The sequence below is a fragment of the bacterium genome (assembly GCA_030654305.1).
Taxonomy (GTDB): Bacteria; Krumholzibacteriota; Krumholzibacteriia; order LZORAL124-64-63; family LZORAL124-64-63; genus PNOJ01.
On the sequence record JAURXS010000169.1, the window covers coordinates 1 to 2,807 of the forward strand.

The window sequence follows — 2,807 nt, forward strand, 5'->3', positions numbered from 1 at the left end:
ACTTCGAGGCCGTGCCGCGGCGCGAGGACTACGGCGTGGACCCCGCCCGCGCCGGCGCGTTCTTCGCGGGCGCCGCGCGCTTCCTGCCCTGGCTCGCGCCGCAGGACCTGCGGCCGGCGCTCAGCGGGCTGCGCCCCAAGCTCGACACCGACGCTCCCTTCGCGGACTTCCGCGTGCACCGCGAAGAAGGGGACCTCGAGGGCCTGATCGACCTGATCGGGATCGACTCGCCGGGGCTGACCTCCGCGCCGGCGCTGGCGGAGATCGTCGCCGCCCTGCTCGACGGCCGCGAACCCTGGACGGCGCCATGACCGCCGCGGTCGTCGCGATCCTGCTGCTGCTGCTGGCCGGCATCGCTGCGGCCCGCGCCCTGCGCGCCGCCGAACAGTGGCGCGCGACGCCGCGCGGCCGCGCGCCCTTCGCCCACACCGTCGCGCACTACCGGCGCTGCTACGACCGCCGCGGGTTCCTGATCCTCGGCGGCGTGGCGCTGGCCGCCTTCGTCATGGCCCACAGCGGCCTGGACGAGGCGATCGACCGCGCCCACGAACGCCGCGTCCGCGGCCCGCGCAGCGACGCGGCCGTCGGCATCCTGCGCGGGTTCGGGCGGCGGCCGTGGTTCCTGGTCTGGGGCGCCTTCGCGCTGCTCGACGGGCTGGTCGCGACGACGCCCCTGCTGCGCTGGGGCCGCCGCAACTTCGAGGCCATGGTCGTCGGTCTGCCCGCCCTCTGGTCCCTGCAGTTCGCGGGCGGCGCTTCCCGCCCCACCGACCCGCCGGGCGACGCCCACTGGCGCCCCTTCCGCGACGACAACACGGCGTCGGGCGACACGTTCGTGGCCGCCGTGCCCTGGCTCACCACGGGCCGCACCGTGAGCGAGCCCTGGCTGCGGCGGTTGGCCTGGCTGCTGAGCTGGGGCCCGGGCTGGGGCCGGCTCAACGACCGCAAGCATTACGCGAGCCAGGTGGTCCTCGGCCACGAGATCGCGGCGCAGGCGGTGCGCTCGGTCGCCGACCCGGGTCCCGCCGCCGATTCCCCGCCGTCGCCCTGAACCTTCCCCCCTCGTCCACCGTAGTCCCCGTTCATGGGACGGGATCCCCGCCCGGGGATCCGCAGGCACGCCCGCCCGCCGGCCCCGTCCGCCGGCAGTGCGCTGCTCGTTCTCGCCGGAGCATTGCAGGGCACCGCAGACAACCCGACGAGGTGAGACATGGCCGCGATCCCCCTGACCGCACCGTCCGCCACGGCCCGCGCGCGCCTCTGCGCGCTGCTCGCGCTCCTGGTTCCCGTGCTGCCCGCCGCCGCCGCGGACTTCACGCCCGTCTTCAAGCCGTCCCTGACGATCGCCCGCGCCGCGGGCGGGATCGACGTCGACGGCCGTCTCGGCGACGCGGGTTGGCGCGACGCCGCCCGCACCGACCACTTCGGCGAGCGCCAGCCCGGCGACAACGTCGCGCCCCTGGTGCGGACCGAGGCCCTGCTCGCCTACGACGACGACAACCTCTACGTGGCCTTCGTCTGCGACGACGATCCGGCCGCGTTGCGGGCCACGATGTGCCAGCGCGACCAGTACGAGAACGACGACGCGGTGGGGATCTTCCTGGACACCTTCGGGGAGGCCGCCTGGGCCTACGAGTTCTTCGTGAACCCCTACGGCATCCAGCACGACCTGATGTGGACCAGCGTCCACGGCGAGGACGACGGCTTCGACGTCGTCTGGCACTCGGCGGCCCGGATCACCGACACGGGCTACGTCGTCGAGATGGCGATCCCCATGTCCGCCCTGCGCTTCCCCGTGGCCGAGGTCCAGAGCTGGCGGCTCGACCTCTGGCGGGTCCACCCGCGGGAGAGCACCCACCAGTACACCTGGGCGGCCTACGACCGCGACGAGCAGTGCTTCCCCTGCCAGTGGGGGACCGTCGACGGGATCAGCGGCGTGCGGCCGGGCAAGGGCCTGGAACTCCTGCCGTCCTACATCGGCTACCGCACCGGCCGCACCACCGACCACCTCGATCCCGACGCGAGGTTCGACGACCACGACGTCAAGGGCGAGCCCTCGTTCGGCGCCAAGTACGCCGTCTCCTCCGACGTCACCGTCGAGGCCTCGCTCAACCCCGACTTCAGCCAGATCGAGGCCGACGCCGACCAGATCGACGTCAACACGACGATCGTGCAGCGCTACCCCGAGCGCCGCCCCTTCTTCCAGGAGGGCAGCGACCTGTTCCGCACCATGTTCAACTCGTTCTACACGCGCATGGTCAACGACCCCGAGCTGGCGGCCAAGGGCACGGCGCGCTGGGAGCGCACCAGCCTCGCCTTCATGCTGGCCCGCGACGAGCACTCGCCCTACATCATCCCGACCGAGGAGCGCAGCTACCGCGCCCCGCAGGGCAGATCCACGGTCAACGTCCTGCGCGGCCTGCACAACTTCGGCGCCGGGTCGCAGGCCGGCCTCATGGCGACCGACCGTCGCTACGACGACGGCGGCTCCGGCACCATCCTGTCCGGCGACTTCAACCTGCGCCTCTCGAGCCGCTACAGCTGGGTCGGGCAGGGCGTCTACAGCCGCACCGAGGAGCCCGACGGGATCGTGGTCAGCCCGGGCGAGACCTTCGACCACGGCCGTCGCACCGTCGACCTCGACGGGGAGACCTACTCCGGCACGGCGTTCATCACCGAACTGCGCCGCCGCTCCCGCGACTGGAACGTCACGCTCGACTACAACCAGCTCGACCCGACCTACCGCACCCAGACGGGCTACGACCCCTGGACGGACCAGCGCAACGCCTTCGTCTACACGAACTACA

3 protein-coding genes are annotated in these 2,807 nt (G+C 72.9%); all 3 read left to right on the forward strand.

What is annotated here, in order from left to right:
* Nucleotides 1-311 (forward strand): FAD-dependent oxidoreductase (locus tag Q7W29_04560; GenBank protein MDO9171088.1); only part of this gene is annotated, 311 nt, incomplete at its 5' end.
* The gene (locus Q7W29_04565; protein ID MDO9171089.1) at nt 308-1,051 is read left to right on the forward strand and encodes a hypothetical protein; all 744 of its coding nucleotides are present in this window, start codon (nt 308-310) and stop codon (nt 1,049-1,051) included. The genes Q7W29_04560 and Q7W29_04565, both read left to right, overlap by 4 nt.
* Nucleotides 1,052-1,210: 159 nt before the next feature.
* On the forward strand, nt 1,211-2,807 hold a 1,597-nt coding region (locus tag Q7W29_04570; GenBank protein MDO9171090.1), incomplete at its 3' end, for a sugar-binding protein.

Coding starts and splice junctions, on each gene's coding strand:
- Q7W29_04565 (MDO9171089.1), top strand. CDS start 308: ATGACCGCCGCGGTCGTCGCGATCCTGCTGCTGCTGCTGGCCGGCATC.